An 18,167-nucleotide genomic window follows, 5' to 3' on the forward strand; every position below is an offset into this window, starting at 1 on the left:
CAGCCTCAGGTGGTGATGCACTTCGGGTTCGACTGGTCTGCTGCCCGCGGCACGGGCAGCTCGCCGAGAAATGTCTCTTGGCCAGTCGTGACGCCGATCGGGGCCGCCGAGTCAGGCTCAGCCGAGAACTTGACCTGCTTGAACAGGCAGTAGCCCTCGCCCATCATGTAGCCGCCGCTCTCCGTCGTGGGCTGGACGACGAGAGTCAAGTTGGTCTGGGTGGTCATCTGCCCCTGCAACGTGAAGTTGCCGTCCTTGTCGCTGTAGCCGGACGCGAGCTTGATGCCACTGGCGCTGTAGAGCGAGACGGACGCGCCGTGTGCCCCGGTGTAGGGCGGCGTCAGCGCGTAGGTCGAGCCCTGTCCTGTGGGGCCACCGTCGACCAGGCTGCCGGTGACCCAGCCGCCGCGCTTGGTCAGCCGGACGTCGCCGAAGGCCATGGCGCCGGCCCGGACGTTGCCGTTGCGCACGGTGCCGGTGGCGGGCAGCCACACGCCGGCGCCGTCGTACTTGAACCGGTAGCGGCCGGGGTAGACGCCGGTGAAGACGGCCTTGCCGCCCTTGACGGTCGCGGTCCACCACTGGCCGGTGACGGCGCTGGTGACGGTGAGCGCCGCGGACGGGGCGGACGCGCCGGCCGCGGTGTCGACGAAGACGGTGAGGTTGCCGGCGCGCTGCTTCAGCGCGACGTTCACGTTGCGCGACTGGGCGTAGTTCAGGCCGCCGGCCCAGGTGCACTTGCCGACGTACTGCTTCTTGCGGTCGTAGGTGAACAGGCAGTACTTGCCGGCCGGGAGCCCGCCGACGGCGAACTGGCCCTTGCTGTTGGCGGTCGTGGCGAAGGACTGGTTGCTCTGGTTCGCCGCGACCACGCGGGCGCCGGCCAGCGGCCGGCCGCCGCCGGTGGCGGTGCCGGTGATCGAGGCGCCGCGCCGCATCGTGACGTTGCGCGCGACCGCGCGGTCGCCGACCCGGACGGTGACGTCGGTGGGCGCGTACTTCTTGGTGTCCCACGACGCGCGCTGGTCGATGAACTGCAGGTGGTAGGTGCCCGGCGCGAGCTTGACGGAGTAGCCGCCGCCGTTGGCCCAGCCCTGGCCGAGGTAGCCCCAGCCGCTGTCGAACCACATCATCTTGACGTGGGGAGCGTCGTGGTTGGGGAAGATCAGCGACCCGTACACCCGCTGCTTGGTCACCGCCTGCGCCTGCGCAGGCGCCGCCACGCCGACGCCCACCAGCACGGTGAGCAGGGCGGTCAGGAGGACCAGCGCGGCGCGGAGGGAGCGAGCGGGGGAGGACATGTCTCCATGGTAGGTAGCCCGTCTGGACCAGCGGTCAAGGAAGTCTCAGGCTTTGCTCAAGACGCCTGGCTCCGCTGGTCGCGGCCCGGTGCCATCGCCCAGCGGATGGTGCCGGTCGCGGCGCCGCCGAGCGCCCGGACGACGGTGCGCTCGGAGATCGGCAGGTAGGGCAGCCGCAGCGGCTTGCGCGTCCAGCGCGGCATCAGCCCGACCGCGGCGGCGACCAGGACGCCGTACGGCGCCCGCGCGACCAGCGGCAGCGGCGGCTTGAGGAGCAGGAACGACACCGCTTCGCGGGCCTCGGTGGTCGCCTGCAGCTCCGGGCGGTACGACGCCAGCACCTGCGCGAGCTCGGCCTCGGTCGTCGGCGGGTCGACGACGCCCAGGCGGGCGGCGACCTCGCCGGCCTGCGCGACGTAGGTGTCCCGGTCGGCACCGACCAGCGGCTCGGCGCCGTAGACGTCGTGGGCCCGCAGGAAGCTGTCGACCTCCGCGACGTGCACCCACATCAGCAGGTGCGGGTCGCTGGCGGCGTACGGCGTGCCGTCCGGCATCGTGCCGGTGACCCGCTCGTGGATGCGGCGCACCGCCCGCACCGCGGCCTCCGCGTCGTCGGCGTGCCCGAAGGTGGTGACGGCCAGGAACGTGCTGGTGCGGGCCAGCCGGCCCCACATGTCGCCGCGGTAGCCGGAGTGCTCGGAGACCCCGCGCATCGCCGCCGGGTGGAGGGTCTGCAGCAGCAGCGCGCGGATGCCGCCGACGAACATGGACGCGTCGCCGTGCACGCGGGTGATCGGGCTGCCCGCCTCGAACCAGCGCGGGCCCGGCCGCCCGTGGATGCGCGCCGCCTGCTTCGGGCCGTCCGGCCCCGCGACGCGCAGGAACAGCTCCTGGCCCAGTCGCTCCCGCACCCCCGCCATGTCGCCGAGGATACGGACGACCGTCAAGACGGAGTGGTGGTGCCGGGCCCGGTGTCGGGCTCAGTGTCGGGCCCAGTGCCGGGCTCAGTGCCGGGCTCAGTGCCCGGCGTCGCTCCCGTCCCACGTGCGCAGCCACACCGTGTGCTCGGACTCGGCGAGCTTGGCGAGGGTGTCCTGCGGCAGCGGGTCGAGCGTGTCGGTCACGACGTAGCCGAGCTCGCCGCGGGTGGAGAGGTACTGGCCGGTGATGTTCGCGCCCGCGTCGGCGAGCACGCCGTTCACGCTCGCGAGGACGCCCGGGACGCTGGCGTGCAGGTAGCCGATCCGGTGCCCGGCCCGCAGCTCGGGCGCCTGGACGGTCGGCAGGTTGACCGACAGCTCGGTGCGGCCCTCGAGCACGAAGCCGGCCAGCTTGCCGGCCACGAAGTAGCCGATCTCCTCCTGCGCCTCCTGGGTCGAGCCGCCCACGTGGGGGGTCAGGATGACGTTGTCGAGGCCGCGCAGCGCCGACTCGAACGGGTCGCCCTGCGCCTTGGGCTCGATGGGGAACACGTCGAGCGCGGCGCCGGCGATGTGGCCGGTCAGGATGTGCTCGCGCAGTGCGACGTCGTCGACCACCATGCCGCGCGAGGCGTTGATGAACAGGCTGCGGGGCTTCATCTTCGCGAGCTGGTCGGCGCCGAACAGGCCGGCGTTGCCCGGCCGGCCGTCGACGTGGAGGCTCACGACGTCGGCCTCGGCGAGCAGGTCGTCCAGGGTCTTCATCCGCTGGGCGTTGCCGTGGGCGAGCCGGTCGGCGGTGTCGAAGAAGATGACCCGCATGCCCATCGCCTCGGCGAGGTTGGACAGCTGGGTGCCGATGTTGCCGTAGCCGACGATGCCGAGCGTGCGGCCGCGGATCTCGTGGCTGCCCTGGGCCGACTTGTCCCAGACGCCGGCGTGCATCCGCTCGGTCTTCTCGGCGAGCCGGCGGGCCAGCATGATGATCTCGCCGATGACCAGCTCGACGACGCTGCGGGTGTTGGAGTAGGGCGCGTTGAACACCGCGATGCCGCGGTCGGCGGCCGCGGTCAGGTCGACCTGGTTGGTGCCGATGCAGAAGCAGCCGATCGCGCGCAGGCCGGTCGCGGCGTCCAGGACCCGCGGGGTGATGTGGGTGTTGGAGCGGATGCCGAGCACGTCGACCGCCGGCCCGTCCGCGGGGGACAGGGTCTCGACCAGCTCGTCCTCGGAGAGGGACCCCGGGCGCAGCTCGACCTCGAAGCCGCGCGACCGCAGGATGTCGACGGCGACCGGGTGGATGTTCTCCAGCAGCAGCACCTTCACGGTCGACCAGCCTAGGTCGGGCCGGACCTGCGGGCCGAAACGGCGCCGAACGCTGGGACGGCGGGCATGATGCTGGGTATGGGAGCCCGCAGGCGCACGCGCGCCGTCCTGGTCGCCGTCGTGGTCGCAGTGGGGGTGACGGCCGCCGCCACCGGCACCATCGGTACGCCGGCGGCCGGCGCGCCCCCGGCCGGCGCGCACGCCGCTCCCGGTGACCGGGGGACCTGGCAGGTGCGTGCCACCGGCGACCGGCGCTACGAGGTGTCGTGGCGCTCGCCGAGCCTGCTCCCGACGACCGACGCGCGCCCGGTCGTGACCGGGCCCGCCTCGTTGCGGATCGGGGTCGCGTCCGTCGGTCCCGACCGGCGGACGGTGACGGCCACCGTGGTCGCCTCCGCCCCGCCGCGGGTCCGCGACCTCGACGTGGTGCTGTCCGGGGACCGGCTCGACGCCCGCGGGGACGACCGACTCCGCGCCGCCACGACGGCGGGCGCCGGCGCGCGCCTCGACCTGCCGGGCACGGTGACGCTGCCCGACGACCCGGGGGCGACAGGCCCGTTCGACGTGACGAGCAGCGACTACCAGCTCGCCCCCGTGAAGCTGCCCGGGATGCCCGAGCCGATCGAGATGGTCGGGCACGTGGTCGAGCCCGCCGCCGACGCGGTGACCGGCCCGCGGCCGCTCGTGCTGTTCCTCCACGGGCGGCACAGCGTCTGCTACGACCCCGCCGACCCCGATGCGGGCGGCGACACCTGGCCGTGCCAGGCGCCGCAGCAGGAGATCCCCAGCCAGCTCGGCTACGACTACATCCAGCAGGTGCTGGCCTCCCAGGGCTACGCGACCGTCTCGATCCGCGTCAACGGCATCAACGCCCAGGACTACCGGCTCCTCGACGGTGGCGCCGACGCGCGCGCCGCGATCGTCGAGCGGCACCTCGACCACTGGGCCGACATCGCGGCGGCGCACCAGGTCGACATGAGCAGGGTCGTGCTCGTCGGGCACAGCCGCGGCGGCGAGGGCGTCGACCGGGCGTCCCTGGAGATCCCGCTCAGCGCGCCGTACCGCGTGGTCGGGCAGGTGCTGATCGCCCCGACCGACTTCGGCAACCAGACGGCGCCGTACGTCCCGACGGTGACGCTGCTGCCGTTCTGCGACGGCGACGTCAGCGACCTCGAGGGCCAGCGGTTCACCGACGTCTCGCGCGACCTCACCACCGGTGACACCTCGCTCAAGAGCTCGGTGCTGGTGATGGGCGCCAACCACAACTTCTTCAACACCGAGTGGACGCCCGGGCTGGCGGCCGCGCCGGCGTGGGACGACTGGTACGGCCCCGAGCGCGGCGAGTGCGGTGCCAAGAACGCCGCCCGGCTCACGCCGCAGGAGCAGCAGGCGGTCGGCACGGCGTACGTCGCGGGCGCGGTCCACCTCTTCGCCGACGACGACCAGGGTGTGCTGCCGCTCTTCGACGGCTCGCGCGCGAGGGTCGCGTCGCTCGGCGACGCCCAGACCCTCTCCCACGCGATCGGCGGCGGGCGCGACGTGCGGGCGCCGCAGCGCGGGGCGGCGCTGGACCTGCCGGACGACGCGGACACCCGGATGTGCACCGGCGTCGACGACTCGGCGCGGGTCGCCTCCTGCACCCACGGCCTGGACTACGTCGCGGTGCATCCGCACTGGTCGTCGTCGGGGGAGATGCTGCCGACCCGGTCGTTCTTCCAGATGACCTGGACCGCCAGCGGCCAGGCCGGCGGCCTGGTGCTGCGCAGGCCGCTCGACCTGACCGACCGGCGCCTGGAGCTGCGCACGATCGCCGACCCGGGCGCCGGCCCGGTCGACCTCCGGGTGCGGATCACCGACGGCGACGGACACTCCGCTGTCCTGACCCCCGCGGGAGGTGGCGGCCTGCCGCTGCTCGGCAAGCGGGAGGACACCCGGAAGTACTGGGCGCAGGCCCTGGTCGTCGACCCCTCCGCGGCGGCGGGCGTCGACCTCGCCGACGTGACGAAGGTCGACCTGGTGTCCCACAGCGACCACGGCCGCGTGTGGGTGGCCGACCTGGCCGCCGCGCCGGCGACGCTGGCCCCCGTCCCCGACCGACGGCTCGCGACTGTCGACATCGGCCGGACCGTCGTGCCCGAGGGCGACGGCGACGCGCCGGTGACGGTGCGGGTGCCGTTCTCGGTGCACGGCGGCCTGACGGCCCCGGCGCGCATCGTGGTGGCGACGGTCGGGCAGTCCCGCGGCGACGTGCAGCGGTTCCCGATCGACCTGGCGCCCGGGCAGACCAGCGGCTGGGTCCCGGTGACCTACCAGCCCAACCGGGTGGACGACTACCCGCGGACGGTCACCCAGGTCTCCCTCCAGCCGGTGCGCGGGGTGATGACCGACTCGTGGGCCGGTGCCCTGTGGGTCGTCGACGACGACCCCGCGCCACGGGTCACGGTCCGGGCCGTGCGGGCCACCGTGCGCGAGGGTGCCTCGGCGAAGTGGGAGGTGCGGCTGTCCGCTCCGACCGGCTACGGCACCTTCGTCAGCGGCCGGGTCGTCCGAGGCCCGCGCCCGACGCTCTCGGTCGCCGACGTGCCGCGCGACTGGCTCGCCGGGCAGGTCGGCGGCCGGCCCGCGCCGACCGACCCGCTGTGGAAGTACCACCCCTCCACCTACGGCTCGCTCGACCCGGGCGAGACGCGCACGGTGCTGTCGGTCCCGACCGTGCGCGACGGGCGCGACGAGGGTCGCGAGTCGGTGACCCTGCGGATCCGGGTCGGGCGGACCGTCGTCGAGCGCACCGTCTGGGTCCGCTAGCCCGGTTGCGAAACTCGGTGGGCCGGGCCGCTCGAGCGGCCTAGCCTGCCGAGATGACCCCGACCGTGGACGCCTTCCACGCCCTGGCGCGCAGCTCGCCGTGGCGCTGGACGACGCTGCACCTGCGGCACCGCTCGCGCGGCATCGGGGCGTGCGAGGCGTGGGTGCGCCGACCCGGGGAGCTGCTGGTGCACACCGCGGACGGCCGCGAGCACCGGGAGACCGGCCTGCCGTACACCAGGTCGCTGGGCTTCGCCGCGGTCGCGGACGGCTCCTTCGTCCCTCCGCCGATGCCCGAGCCGGTGCTGCCGCACGAGGCGACGCCGTCGTACCGCCCCGACGGGCTGGTCGCCGAGCGGCCGTCCTCGGTCGAGGTGGACTACGACGACCCGATGTTCACCAACTACAGCTGGGTCGCGATGCTCGACCCGGTCGAGCTGAGCCACCACGTGTCCGTCTCCCGCCTGCGCGAGGACGAGCTCTCCGGCCGCCCGGTGTGGCGGGCGGACCTGCGCGCGCTGCCCGGCTACGAGCCGCGGTGCGGTGGCAACTGCTGCGAGCTGCTCTACAGCGAGGCGGGGCTGATGGCCGACTTCGACGACCCCGCCGAGGTGCCGGAGGCCTGGCGCGGCCGGACCTACCCCGACCACCACGACGTCGCGCTCGACGTGCAGACCGGCGTGGTCGTCCGCTGCCACCCCGTCGGCGGCGCCCCCGACGCGCCCTGGCTGGAGAACGACATCCTCGAGGTGGGCTGACCTCTGGGCCCGCGCCGGCTCGGCGGCCGCCCGGGACGTCATACGAGGTGGTCGTCGGGCCGACCGTGTCGGCTGACGTCCCGGTGGTGGTCGGGGAGGTCATGCGTGGTGGTCGTCGGGAGAGCCGTCTCGTCTGACGTCCCGGTGGCGGTCCGGGGGGAGGTCATGCGAGCTGGTGCCGGGGCAGCCATGTCGTATGACGTCCCGGTGGCCGGTCAGGGATTGCCTGACGTTGTCAGGCGTTGCAACCCCCGACAACGTCAGGCAATCCCTGACAACCCCGGATGAATCCCCGGCTGACCGGGGATTCATCCACCCAGCTACCGCGCCCCCAGGTCCTCCGCATCCACGATCCGGTAGGCGTAGCCCTGCTCGGCGAGGAAGCGCTGGCGGTTCTGGGCGAACTCGGCGTCGACGGTGTCGCGGGAGACGATCGTGTAGAAGTGGGCGGTTCGACCCTCGGTCTTGGGGCGCAGCAGCCGGCCGAGGCGCTGGGCCTCCTCCTGGCGCGAGCCGAAGGAGCCCGACACCTGGACGGCGACCTCGGCCGACGGCAGGTCGATCGAGAAGTTGGCGACCTTCGAGACGACCAGCAGTCCCACCTCGCCGGAGCGGAACGCGTCGAAGAGCCGTTGCCGCTCCTTCACGGGCGTCTCGCCCTTGATCACCGGTGCGTCCAGGGCGGCGGCGATCTCGTCGAGCTGCTCGATGTACTGACCGATCACCAGCGTCGGCTGGCCCGCGTGGGTGGCGATCAGCGAGCGCACCACGTCGATCTTGTGGTGGGTGCACGACGCGAGGCGGTAGCGCTCCTCGGGCTCCGCGGTGGCGTAGGCCAGCCGCTCCGACGACGGCAGGGTGACCCGGACCTCGACGCAGTCGGCCGGCGCGATCCAGCCCTGCGCCTCGATGTCCTTCCACGGCGCGTCGTACCGCTTCGGCCCGATCAGCGAGAACACGTCGCCCTCCCGGCCGTCCTCGCGCACCAGCGTCGCGGTCAGCCCCAGCCGGCGCCGGGCCTGCAGGTTCGCGGTCATCCGGAAGATCGGTGCGGGCAGCAGGTGCACCTCGTCGTAGACGATCAGGCCCCAGTCGCGGGCGTCGAGCAGCTCGAGGTGGGGATAGACGCCCTTCCGCTTGGTGGTGAGCACCTGGTACGTCGCGATGGTGACCGGCCGGACCTCCTTGACGGCCCCGGAGTACTCCCCGATCTCGTCCTCGGTGAGGGAGGTCCGCCGCACCAGCTCGTCCTTCCACTGCCGCGCCGAGACGGTGTTGGTGACGAGGATCAGCGTGGTCGCCTGGGCCTCGGCCATCGCGGCGGCCCCGACGAGGGTCTTGCCGGCCCCGCAGGGCAGCACGACGACCCCCGAGCCGCCGTGCCAGAAGGAGTCGGCGGCCTCGCGCTGGTAGGGCCGCAGGTGCCACGCCGTCTCGTCGAGCGCGATCGGGTGCGCCTCGCCGTCGACGTACCCCGCCCAGTCCTCGGCCGGCCAGCCGAGCTTGAGCAGCGCCTGCTTGAGGTTGCCGCGCTCGGAGGCGTGGACCACGACACCCCACTCGTCGGGCAGGGTGTCGTCGATCCGGTCGCCGAGCATGCCGGCGACCCGCTTGGCCCGCAGCACCTCCTCCAGCACCGGCCGGTCGGTGGAGACCAGGACCAGCCCGTGCGTGGGGTGCTTCTCCAGCCGCAGCCGGCCGTAGCGGGCCATGGTCTCGGCGACGTCCACGAGCAGCGCGTGCGGCACGGCGTACCGGCTGTAGTCCAGCAGCGTGTCGACGACCTGCTCGGCGTCGTGGCCGGCGGCCCGGGCGTTCCAGAGGCCCAACGGGGTCAGCCGGTAGGTGTGCACGTGCTCGGGGCTGCGCTCGAGCTCCGCGAACGGCGCGATCGCCTTGCGGCAGGCGTCGGCGCGCTCGTGGTCGACCTCGAGGAGGAGGGTCTTGTCCGACTGGACGATGAGCGGGCCGTCGTTCACTCCGTGGATCCTAGGTCGCGCCCCCTCAGGCGCCGGCGACCGCCTTCTGCCGGGCCCGGTACGCCGCCACGTTGGCGCGCGACGAGCACCGCTCGGAGCAGTAGCGGCGCGAGCGGTTGGGGGAGGTGTCGACGAAGACGTGGGTGCACGGGGGCGCGGCGCAGACGCCGAGCCGGTCGGCGCCGAGGTCGCAGACCAGCGTGGCGAGACCGAGGAGCGACTCGCCGACGAGGAGCTCGGCCACGGACGCGTTCTCGGTGGCCACGTGCAGGTGCAGGTGGTGCTCGTCGTGGTCGGAGATGCGCGGCGTGATCGGGTGCCGCGCCATCAGCGCGTTGAGGCCGGCGACGACGTCGGGGAGCCGGTCGGCCTCGCCGGCCTCGAAGACCGGCCGCAGCTCGCGCTGGAACTTCCGCAGCAGCATGCAGTCGCGGTCGGTCGCGCGGTCGCGGAGGCGCGGACGGTCCTCGAGGTACGCCGCCAGCCCCGCCACGTCCGGGAGGTCGGCGTTGAGCAGGGCGGCCGAGGCCTCGGCGTACTGCAGGAAGTCCACGTTTCAACAGTAGGGCGTCGGCCCAACGACGGCCCGGTGAATTGCCGGTGGGGTCAGCCGGCGGCGGGCCGGACCGTGGTGATCCGGTGGACCGCGAAGGTGCGCACGTCGTCGCTGCGGTGGTCGTGGGCGGTGAGCGAGCCGCCCTCGACGCGGATCGGGTCGACCAGCCGCTCGGAGGTGGTGCCCTGGTTGTCGACGTAGCCGATCAGCACGGTGGCGCGGGCCTCGACCGCCTCCCGCAGCGCGGCCATCGAGCCGCTGGGCGACAGCGTGGCCGCGGGGGAGGCCGGGCGCGCGGACTCCGCTCGGTCGCCCGCACGGATCGCGGTCACCGCGTGCGCGGCCTGGGCGCCCTCGCGGGCGGTGCGGGCCGCGGGAGCCCGGTGCTCGCGCGGGGTGCGGGCCCGCAGCAGGTCGGGCCGGGCGACGTGGACGGTGCCGTCGGCGCCCTCGAGGACGGGGGCCGCGCCGAGCTCGCGCAGGCGCGGGAGCAGCACGTCGACGGGGGTCGAGGACACCAGCACCGTCGGGGCGATGCGTCGCAGCCCGAGGGTGGCGGCTCGCGGGTGGTGCTGCAGCTCGGTGAGCGCGGTCTCGTCGTCGGACCGCAGGAACGCCTCGACCGCGCCGACCCGCACCGTGCCGTAGGTGCGCGCGGTGTCGTCGACGAGGTAGCTGAGCGGCTGCGGGACCGGGGTGCGGGACGCCGACCCGAGCAGCTCGTGCACCTCGGCTGCGGTCCAGCCGAGGTCGAGCGCGCGCCGGACCGAGCCGGGGGTGAACCGGTAGACCGTCGCCCCGCCGCGCGACTCCACGTCGGCGACCACCTGGAGGCGGCGGGCCAGCTGGGACTCCAGCGGCCCCGGGGCGACGGCGGTCAGGTCGGCCTGGAGCAGGACGTGGTCGACGGGCTCGGGCAGCAGGGCGGCGAGCAGCTCCTCCGCGCGGGCCCGGTCCTCGCCGAGGAGCGCCCGCCCGTAGGTCGTCAGCCCACCCAGCGCGACCAGCCCGAGCACGGCCGCCTCGTCCAGGGCCTGGGCGACCTGGTCGGCGCGGCTGCGGGGCCGGCGCGGCCGCAGCCACGCCACCCGCCGCGCCACCGAGGCGACGCCGGTGCCGGCCGCCAGCACCTCACCGTCGGGCAGGGACGCCAGCACCTCCAGGGCCATCCGGCGGCTCTCGACCTGGTGGCCGTCGGTGAGCTCGGGCGCGAGCGCGTTCCACACCTTGCCGGCCGGGTCCCGCTGGCCGACCAGGCTCGGTGTCCGTGGCGTGTCCAGCCACGCCGCGACCAGCGCCGTCCAGCGCTCGGCCATCGGCCCCTGCGTCCACCGGTCGAAGAGGTCGGTGGGCACCCAGGCCGGGTTGCCGTCGGGGTCGGCGGCGGTCGAGACCAGGCCGGCGGCGTACGCGGTCTCGACCAGCAGCGCCGCGGTCGGACCGTCGACCTGGAGGTCGGCCGCCGTGGCGCGCAGGTCGCGGACCCCGAGGCCGCCGCTGCGCAGCGCGGTCGGGGGCGCCACGCCCCAGTGGTCCAGGAGCAGCTCCACCCGGCGCACCGCCTCGAACGCCGCGCCGGCCCCGGTCCGGTCGACCAGCGCCGCCGGCCGGTCGGCGGTCGCCAGGTCCGGCACGACGTCGACCGGCTCCGTCGTGGTCCGCCCGCCGCGCAGCGCCAGGCCCACCTCGCCCGGCAGCACGACGGTCCCGCCGCCGCGCGGCACGAGCAGCCGGCGGGAGAGCAGCTCCTCGGCGGGGGTGCGGGCGTCCTCGGGGGTCACCGTGTGCCGGGACGTGCCCGTCGTGGCCTCGCCGCCGGACTCCAGCACGTGCTCGAGGAGGGCGCGTGCCGGCGGGGTGAGCTCGGCGAGCCGGGCCTGCACCTCGGCGGGCGCGAGCGGGTCGGCCGACACCGGTCGCAGCCCGCTCACCGAGAGCGCCTCGGCGACCCCGCTGAGGGCGCGCACCCCCTGCGGGGACTCCCAGGCCAGGGTCAGGTCCAGCAGCCGCGCCACGGCCCGCGCGACCGTCGCGGGGTCGGCGGCGACGACCTCCGTCAGCGCGTCGACCGTGGTTTGGCCCACGACGACGAGGGCATCTAGGACACTGAGCTCGGCGTTCGTCAGCTGGTCGAGCGCACGCAGCAGCGACGACCGGGTCGCGGCGCGGGAGGCCAGCTGGCCTGAGTCGTGAGGGGCCGGAGTGGCGAGATCGGGGCGGTCGAGGAGCAGCCGGGTGAGCCGGTCGTCCGGCCAGCTGCGCAGCTGGTCGGCGAGCGAGCGGTACCCCGTGGACATCCCCTCAACGCTACCCGGCCCCCCGTCGTGGAGGTGGCGGTGATGAGGCAGGTGGGGCTCCAGCACGGTGCGGCGACGGACGTCGGCCGGGTGCGCACCGTCAACGAGGACGCCCACCTGGCCGCGCCGCCCGTCTACGTGGTGGCCGACGGGATGGGCGGCCACGAGGGCGGGGACGTGGCCAGCGCGATCGTGGCCGAGGAGTTCGGCCTGCTCGCGGATCGTGGCTACGAGCCCAGCACGGCGGTCGATGCCGTGCGCGAGACCCTCGCCGCCTGCCAGCGCCGGATCCTGGAGTACGCCGTCCAGCAGCAGCACCACGGCGTCGACCGGCGCCGCAGCGCCGGGACCACCGTCGTCGCGGCACTGCTGGTCGAGGAGGCGGGTACGCCGGCGTGGCTGCTGGTCAACCTCGGCGACTCCCGTGCGTACCGGTTCACCGGCGGGGTGCTCGAGCAGGTCAGCACCGACCACAGCCTGGTGCAGGAGCTGGTGGACGCCGGGCAGATCACGCGCGAGGAGATGGCCACCCACCCGGAGCGCAACGTGATCACCCGCGCGCTCGGGGAGGGCCTCGCCGGGGACGCCGACTACTTCGTGGTGCCGCTGGCCGACGCGGAGCGCGTCCTGCTGTGCAGCGACGGCGTCAACGGGATGCTCGACGACGAGGCGATCGGCGCCGTGCTCGCCGAGACGTCCGACCCCCGGGACGCCGCCGACCGGCTGGTCGCCGCGGCGGTCGCCGCCGGCGGTGAGGACAACGCCACCGCCGTCGTCGTGGACGTCGTCGCGGTGCGCGAGGTCGACGACGCCGGCGCCGTCCGCGGGGAGGCCGACCTCGCGGCCCGGCTGGGGGGCCGGTCATGAGCTGGTCGGTCCGGGCGGGGGAGTGGTACGCCGTCCTCGGCGAGCGGACCGTCGTCGTGCTGCCGCCGGGCGAGAAGGCGCGGGTCGCCGCGCTCTGGGCGCTGGTCGACGACGGTGCCGGGTTCGACGAGACCCTCGACGCGCTGATCTCCTCGGGGCTGCGCGACCTGCCTGCCTTCGTCCTGGTCTGCCGGGAGGGCGACGAGACCCGCGTGGTGCTGCGGGGGGCGGCGCACGCGCACCTCGACACCGCCGACCCCACCGAGCCGCCGGTCCACGTCGACGGCGAGGAGGCGACCACCTGGGTCGAGCGCACGCTCGCCGGGGTCGTCGGCATCCGCGTGCAGGTCGCCGAGGAGACCGACCCCGAGGAGCTGCGGGTGGCCACCGGGCTGGTCCGGGTCGCGAGCGCCGCCTGGGGCATCGCGCCGGTCGACGAGCCGGTCGACGAGCCGGTCGACGAGCCGGTGGACGAGCCGGTGGAGGAGCCGGCGGACGAGCCGGCGGAGGAGCCGGGGGAAGCAGCGGCGGCCGAGCCGGCGCCGGACCGGCTGCCGGCGACCGAGGCCGTCGACCTGGCGGCCCTCGGCCTGGCCACCGAGCACGACGGACTCACCCGCGCCGGGGAGGAGCACCCCGTCGAGCGGGGCCTGCCCGGGATCCCCGGCCAGGCCCCGGCGCCGCCGGTCACGGCCCGCCCGGTGGCGCGCCTGGTCTTCAGCCACGACGAGGTCGTCGACGTCGACCGGGTGGTGCTCGTCGGGCGGGCCCCGGAGACCCGTGGCGCGGCCGGGGAGGAGCTGCGGCTGGTCCGGGTGCCGAGCCCGCAGCAGGAGGTCTCCGGCACCCACCTCGAGGTCCGTCCCGGATCCGGTGCCGACCACGGCTCCGCGGTCGTCACCGACCTCGGGTCGACCAACGGCACCCTGCTCCTGCGGCCCGGCCTGGAGCCCGAGGACCTGCGCCCGGGCATCGGCGTGCAGCTGGTCCCCGGTGCGGTCATCGACCTCGGTGACGGCGTCAGCATCGAGGTCGTCGCGCCGTGACCGCCGCGCCCGCCGCCGACCTCGACCGGCGGTTCCACGCCTTCGCCGTCGACCGTGCTCTCGCCTGGACGATCGACGGTGGGGCGATCTACCTGGCCTGGCGCCAGCTCGACGCCGCGGCCGCCGTGGCCGCCGGCGTCGCGGTGGTCCTCGTCGTCTTCTCCGTCGCCACCGTGCTGCTGGGCCGCACCGGCTCGTCGCCAGGCGGTGCGCTGCTCGGCGTCCGCGTCCTCGCGGCCGACGGCGGGGGGCCGATCGGGGCGGGCCGCGCCGTGCGCCGCCAGGTCGTGCTCGGTCTGGCGACCCTCCCGACCCTCGGTCTCGGGACCGCGATGCTCGCCTGGACCGCCGCCGCCGACCCCAGCGGCCGGCGGCGCGCCTGGCACGACCTGCTGGTCGGCTCCGAGGTCGTCGACGTGCGTCCCGTCCCGGCCGAGCCGGCGCCCGAGCCGGAGCCGCCCCGGGGCGTCGTCAACCTCACCGCCCTCCACCTGGTGCCTGCCGGCGCACCGCGCGCGCCGGAGCCGGACCCGGCGGCGAGCAGCCCCGCGCCGCCCGCGGCGTCCTCGTCCCCGCCCACCCCGCGCCGCCGCAGCCCCCAGCACCGGGCTCCCGATCCCGCTCCTGCAGCGGTGCCGCCGTCGCCCGCGCCGCCGCCGCGCCAGCGTTTGGGCCACCCGCTGCTGCCGGAGGCGAGTGCCCGCTGGCGGATCGGCTTCGACTCCGGGGAGTCGCTCGTCGTCGAGGGCCCCGTCCTGGTCGGCCGGCGTCCCGAGCCCCGGGCGGGCGAGGTGGCGCGCACCCTGCTCGCGCTGCCGTCGGCGGACATGTCGCTGTCGAAGACCCACGCCTCGGTGCAGGTGGCGGCCGACGGGGCCCTCGTCGTGACCGACCGTGGCTCCACCAACGGCTCGGTGCTGCTGCGTGGTGGCGTCGCCCGCGACCTGCCCCCCGGCCGGCCCACGACCCTGCTCGAGGACGACCACGTGCGCCTCGGCGACCGGATCATGACGGTCGTCCGCGAGCCGTGAGGCCGGGGTTCCCCGGTTTGGTAACGGTCCGATAACGAACCGGCCCGCCTCTTCCTTTTCACCTGCACCGGCAGGTCAACTGCACTCCTCCTGATCAGTGGCTCGGCACTGGATCCGGTGCCGTCCCACGCCAGGAGACCTCGGGCACACCCTGCCCCATCACCTTCAGGGAGGCACCACTTTGCGTAGGACCCGGGTCGCTGCAGCAGCGACCGCTTCACTGATCGCGACCGCCACGGCGCTGTCGCTGTCCACCCCGCAGGCCGGCGCGACGCCGTCCGGCGCACCGCCGTCGGGCAAGCACGTCTCCGACACCCCGTCCGACAACATCACGCCGGGCTGGAAGACCAAGTACGACCGGCTGCACCAGAAGGCGCTGGAGAAGCGCCTGCGCTCCGGTGGCACCGGTGCGGTCCAGAAGGTCGGCCGCGGGCAGTACGCCAAGGTGGCGCAGACCGGGAAGGACCGCATCTTCGTGGTCCTCGCCGAGTTCGGCGACACGCAGCACTCGGCCTACCCCTCCGACCCGAGCGCCCAGCGCACCGAGGGTCCGCTGCACAACGAGATCCCGGAGCCGGACCGCACGGTCGACAACTCCACGGTCTGGCAGAAGGACTACAGCCAGTCCCACTTCACCAGCCTGTACTTCAAGCGGATGAACAGCTTCTATCAGCAGCAGTCCTCCGGGCTGTACTCGGTCGAGGGCAAGGTCACCGCCTGGGTGAAGGTGCCGTTCAACGAGGCCCGCTACGGCAGTGACTCCTGCGGCTCGATCGTCTGCAGCAACGTCTGGTACCTCGTCCGGGACGCCCTGGCCGAGTGGGTGCAGGGGCGCATCGACGCCGGCTGGACCATGGAGCACATCACCGACTACCTGAAGACGTTCGACAAGCAGGACCGCTACGACTACGACCACGACGGCAACTTCAACGAGCCGGACGGCTACATCGACCACTTCCAGATCGTCCACGCGGGCGGCGACGAGGCGGACGGTGACCCGATCTACGGCTCGGACGCCATCTGGAGCCACCGCAGCAACGTCGGCATCCACTCCAACGGCACGGGCCCCGGGCCCGCCATCGGTGGCGTCGAGGTCGGCGAGGGCGGCCCGAGCGACGGCGGTGCCGTGCAGATCCCGAACAACCCGACGGGCGTCTGGGTCAGCGACTACACGATGCAGCCCGAGAACGGCGGTCTGAGCGTCTTCGCGCACGAGTACGGTCACGACCTCGGTCTCCCGGACCTCTACGACACCTCCGGCAACACCGGTGGTGCCAGCAACAGCGTCGAGCACTGGTCGCTGATGGCGCAGTCCCGCGGCAGCCTCCCCGGCGACGGCGGCATCGGCGAGCAGCCGCAACCGTTCGGTGCGTGGGAGAAGTTCCAGCTCGGGTGGCTCGACTACCAGGTCGCCCGCGCCGGCCGCTCCGGCACGTACCAGCTTCGTCCGGGTCAGTCGCTCAAGGGCAGCCAGCCCAACGGCCTGATCACGGTCCTGCCGGACAAGCCGGTCACCTTCCAGTACGGCGACCCGTGCGACACCTGCGGGGAGAAGTTCTACTACTCCGACAAGGGTGACAACCTCGACAACACGATGGCCCGCGAGGTCTCCGGCGGCGGCGAGCTGACCGCCAAGGTCCGCTACGACATCGAGGAGGGCTGGGACTACGCGTTCCTCCAGGCCTCCGACGACGGCGGTGACACCTGGACCGACGTCCCGAACAGCGAGAGCTACCCGGGCGAGGACCAGGGCACGTTCAACGGCAGCGGCACCGGCATCTCGGGCACGACCGACGGCCAGTGGGTCGACCTGACGGCCACGATCCCCGAGGGCACCGACGCCATCCGGTGGGAGTACCTCACCGACGGCGCCACCGCCGGGTCCGGCTTCCAGGTCGACAACATCACCCTGGGCGGCGACAACATCGGTGACGCCGAGGCCGGCAGCGGCGGCTGGGTGCTCGACGGATTCTCCGTCGTGGGCTCGCAGGAGACCAAGAAGTTCCTCAACGCCTACTTCGTCGACAACCGCCAGTACGTCGGCCGCGACAAGACGCTCGCGTACGTCTACAACTTCGCGGGCTTCCCGAACCGGCCGAACTGGGTGGACCACTTCAAGTTCCGCCCCGGTGCGCTGATCAGCTACTGGGACACGTCGTACACCGACAACAACGTCGGTGACCACCCCGGCCACGGAGAGATCCTGCCGGTCGACGCGCACCCGGAGTTCCAGCACGCCGACGACGGCTCCATCCTGCGTCCCAAGGTGCTGACGTCCGACTCGACGTTCTCGCTGCGGGCGGTCCCGTCGCAGAAGCTGCACTACCAGGGTCGTGCGTACATGACCAAGGCGCTGCCCGCGGTCCCGACGTTCAACGACCGCCTCGACTGGTGGTACGGGAACGACGAGCACACCAGCGGCGACAACCCCCACCCGGGCTTCTACCAGCCGGGCTGGAACAGCGTCGACGTCCCCAAGACCGGCACCGTGATCCGCGTGGTGAAGGTCGACAGGAACGGCGTGATGACCGTCAAGGTCTCGCACGCCGGCTGAGCACGATCGCACGACGACCGGGCCCCGTCACCCTCGTGGTGGCGGGGCCCGGCCGCGTCCGTGGCAGGCTGGGTCGCGATGTCGCACGTCTGGTACGTCTCCTACGGCTCGAACATGTCGGCGGCCCGGCTGACGTGCTACCTCGAGGGTGGCCGCCCACCCGGAGGTGTGCGCCACAACCCGGGCGCGCGGGACCGCACGCCCCCGGTCCGGGCGGTGCCGGTGGACCTGCCGGGCACCACCTACTTCGCGGGCGAGTCGCCGCAGTGGGGTGGCGGCGTCGCCTTCTACGACCACGACACCCCCGGGTTCACCGCCGCCCGGGGCTACCTGGTGACCGCCGGCCAGCTCGCCGACATCGCGGCCCAGGAGATGTACCGGGTGCCCGCGGCCGGCGACCCGGTCGAGCAGGTCCTGCTGGATCCCCGGCGGGCGGCCTCGGCACCGCACCGGCTCGGACCTGGCCGCTACGAGACGCTGGTCGAGGTCGGCCGGATCGACGGGCTCCCGATGCTGACCTTCACGGCCCCGCACGGCGCCCACGAGGTCGGGCACACCCGGCCCGCGCCGGCGTACCTGGAGGTCCTGGCGACGGGCCTGCGCGAGTCCCGTGGCTGGGACGAGGACGACGTCGCGGCGTACCTCGCCACGGTCCTGCCCCGGGCGTGACCTGCGGCCCCGCGAGCGGTGACCAGAGGCCTTCCCGTGAGGTGACCCGGAGGCCTAG

The 18,167-nt window shown here is 74.0% G+C and carries 13 protein-coding genes; 7 read left to right on the top strand and 6 right to left on the bottom strand.

Going from position 1 to position 18,167, the window contains the following annotated elements; all coding sequences use genetic code 11:
* Positions 1-5: 5 nt before the first annotated feature.
* The 3 genes from ACILRH_RS04125 to serA all read right to left on the bottom strand — a co-directional run bounded on the left by ACILRH_RS04125 (position 6) and on the right by serA (position 3,547).
* Complete coding sequence (locus ACILRH_RS04125) at positions 6-1,301, bottom strand: hypothetical protein (RefSeq protein WP_395690994.1); 1,296 nt, start codon at positions 1,299-1,301, stop codon at positions 6-8.
* Between the two features lie 56 nt (positions 1,302-1,357).
* On the bottom strand, positions 1,358-2,221 hold the full coding sequence (locus ACILRH_RS04130) for an oxygenase MpaB family protein (protein ID WP_395690996.1): 864 nt from the start codon (positions 2,219-2,221) through the stop codon (positions 1,358-1,360).
* 96 nt (positions 2,222-2,317) lie between these two features.
* Positions 2,318-3,547: a phosphoglycerate dehydrogenase gene (gene serA / locus ACILRH_RS04135; RefSeq protein ID WP_395690998.1), complete on the bottom strand. Its 1,230-nt coding sequence runs from the start codon at positions 3,545-3,547 to the stop codon at positions 2,318-2,320.
* 78 nt (positions 3,548-3,625) lie between these two features.
* Between serA and ACILRH_RS04140 the strand changes: the two genes are divergently transcribed.
* Positions 3,626-6,352, top strand: a complete 2,727-nt coding sequence (locus ACILRH_RS04140; protein ID WP_395691000.1) for a hypothetical protein — start codon at positions 3,626-3,628, stop codon at positions 6,350-6,352.
* Between the two features lie 53 nt (positions 6,353-6,405).
* A complete protein-coding gene (locus tag ACILRH_RS04145; RefSeq protein WP_395691002.1) occupies positions 6,406-7,110 on the top strand; it encodes a hypothetical protein in 705 nt (234 codons plus the stop codon).
* Positions 7,111-7,430: 320 nt separating this feature from the next.
* Here ACILRH_RS04145 and ACILRH_RS04150 read toward each other — a convergent pair whose 3' ends face one another.
* Genes ACILRH_RS04150 through ACILRH_RS04160 form a run of 3 tightly spaced genes read right to left on the bottom strand, consistent with a single transcriptional unit; the run spans position 7,431 to position 11,942 of the window.
* Positions 7,431-9,089 carry a DNA repair helicase XPB gene (locus tag ACILRH_RS04150; RefSeq protein WP_395691003.1) on the bottom strand — a complete coding sequence of 553 codons (1,659 nt, stop codon included), beginning with the start codon at positions 9,087-9,089 and terminating at the stop codon, positions 7,431-7,433.
* Between the two features lie 25 nt (positions 9,090-9,114).
* Positions 9,115-9,642, bottom strand: coding sequence for a CGNR zinc finger domain-containing protein (locus tag ACILRH_RS04155; protein ID WP_395691005.1), 528 nt, complete (start codon positions 9,640-9,642; stop codon positions 9,115-9,117).
* A gap of 53 nt (positions 9,643-9,695) precedes the next feature.
* Positions 9,696-11,942 (bottom strand): helicase-associated domain-containing protein, encoded by a 2,247-nt coding sequence (locus ACILRH_RS04160; RefSeq protein WP_395691007.1) that lies wholly within the window; start codon positions 11,940-11,942, stop codon positions 9,696-9,698.
* Positions 11,943-11,984: 42 nt separating this feature from the next.
* Between ACILRH_RS04160 and ACILRH_RS04165 the strand changes: the two genes are divergently transcribed.
* From ACILRH_RS04165 to ACILRH_RS04185, 5 genes are all read left to right on the top strand, one after another.
* Positions 11,985-12,809, top strand: coding sequence for a PP2C family protein-serine/threonine phosphatase (locus tag ACILRH_RS04165; RefSeq protein ID WP_395691008.1), 825 nt, complete (start codon positions 11,985-11,987; stop codon positions 12,807-12,809).
* The gene (locus tag ACILRH_RS04170; RefSeq protein ID WP_395691010.1) at positions 12,806-13,855 is read left to right on the top strand and encodes an FHA domain-containing protein; all 1,050 of its coding nucleotides are present in this window, start codon (positions 12,806-12,808) and stop codon (positions 13,853-13,855) included. The genes ACILRH_RS04165 and ACILRH_RS04170 overlap by 4 nt, the downstream gene beginning before the upstream one ends.
* Positions 13,852-14,886, top strand: a complete 1,035-nt coding sequence (locus tag ACILRH_RS04175) for an RDD family protein (protein ID WP_395691012.1) — start codon at positions 13,852-13,854, stop codon at positions 14,884-14,886. The genes ACILRH_RS04170 and ACILRH_RS04175 overlap by 4 nt, the downstream gene beginning before the upstream one ends.
* A 181-nt stretch (positions 14,887-15,067) precedes the next feature.
* Positions 15,068-17,440: an immune inhibitor A domain-containing protein gene (locus ACILRH_RS04180; protein WP_395691013.1), complete on the top strand. Its 2,373-nt coding sequence runs from the start codon at positions 15,068-15,070 to the stop codon at positions 17,438-17,440.
* Between the two features lie 78 nt (positions 17,441-17,518).
* Complete coding sequence (locus tag ACILRH_RS04185) at positions 17,519-18,109, top strand: histone deacetylase (protein WP_395691015.1); 591 nt, start codon at positions 17,519-17,521, stop codon at positions 18,107-18,109.
* Positions 18,110-18,167: the final 58 nt, after the last annotated feature.

It is taken from the genome of Nocardioides sp. (genome assembly GCF_044226765.1).
In the GTDB taxonomy this organism is placed as follows: domain Bacteria; phylum Actinomycetota; class Actinomycetes; order Propionibacteriales; family Nocardioidaceae; genus Nocardioides.